General features: G+C 68.3%; 1 protein-coding gene. It reads right to left on the reverse strand.

The window, feature by feature from the left end:
* Window positions 1–11: 11 nt before the first annotated feature.
* Window positions 12–1,087, reverse strand: a protein-coding gene (locus ACZ3YO_RS39930; RefSeq protein ID WP_465579207.1) for an IS630 family transposase whose coding sequence is annotated in 2 segments (ribosomal slippage) — window positions 12–638 and window positions 641–1,087 — 1,074 coding nt in all. Because the reading frame shifts where the segments join, the coding sequence is not laid out codon by codon here.
* Window positions 1,088–1,150 lie beyond the last annotated feature (63 nt).

A 1,150-nucleotide genomic window follows, 5' to 3' on the forward strand; every position in this document is an offset into this window, starting at 1 on the left:
TACTGAGGCTTTCAGGGTGGAGTCGGTGGGGTGAGTGGCAGGCCGGTGCCGGCCAGGCATCCATCGATAAGGGCGGGTCGAAGTTGGATGTGCCGCAGTCCGCGTCGGAGAGTGCGGGTGAGATGATCCGGATCGGTGAAAGCGGTGTTCGCCGTCGGGCCGCGACGCAGGAGCGACCAAAGGCCTTCGACCGGATTGAGGTCCGGTGCATATGAGGGCAGTTGGAAGACGGTGAGCCAGTCGTGCTCCGCCGCGTACTGCTTCATGCCGACGGCCAGGTGAGTGTTGAGGTTGTCCCAGACCAGGACGATCGGGCCGCCGAGCTGAATGTGGGCACGGACGGCGAGATCGCGGTAATCGGTCCAGGCGAAGCTCTTGCGGGCTCCCTTGAGCGGCATGTGGAAGCGAGGCCGGTAGATCACCCTGCTCTGCTCGCCGGGCTTGTAGCAGCACAGCGCGGCCACCGAGATCCGGCGCCGGGAACGTCCCCGGACCCGGACCACGGGCGTGTGCCCGCGCCGGCCCCAGGTGCGGGCGCGCGGCGGCGTCATCGCGAACCCGGCCTCGTCCTCGAAGACGACCCAGGCTCCGAGCGCCGCCGCGGTGCTTTTACCCGCGGCCACACCTCCTGCTTCCACAGCTCCACCGCGCGCTCGTCCCGCTCGAGCGCCCGGCGGGCCGGGGCCTGCCAGGACCAGCCGTGCCGCTTCAGCAACCGCCACACCGTCGCAATCGACAACGCCATCCGGAACCGGCGGCCGATCACCGCCTGGACCCGGACCAGCGTCCAACGCTGGTCCTCGAACCCATGGGCGGCCGGACCTTTGCCCAACTCCGCTTCCAAATCGGCGAACTGGGCCACCGACAATTTTGGCACGCTCGCCGGACCCGACGACCGCAGGGCAGTGATACCACCCTCGCGCCAGGACCGTCTCCAGCGTTCCACCGACCGCTCACTGACCCGCAGGTCACGGGCGATCACCGCGGTCCGCTCGCCCGCCTCGAACCGCGCAGCGGCATCCAGCCGCACCTGTTCACGAAACGCCCGCCGCTCAGCGGTCAGGCCCCCACCCTGCGCATACCGCACACCATTGGCATACCGCAGGGATCACTACCTGTCACCACCGACAACAGAACGAAAACCTCAGTA

It is taken from the genome of Kitasatospora sp. NPDC022785, from assembly GCF_055561295.1.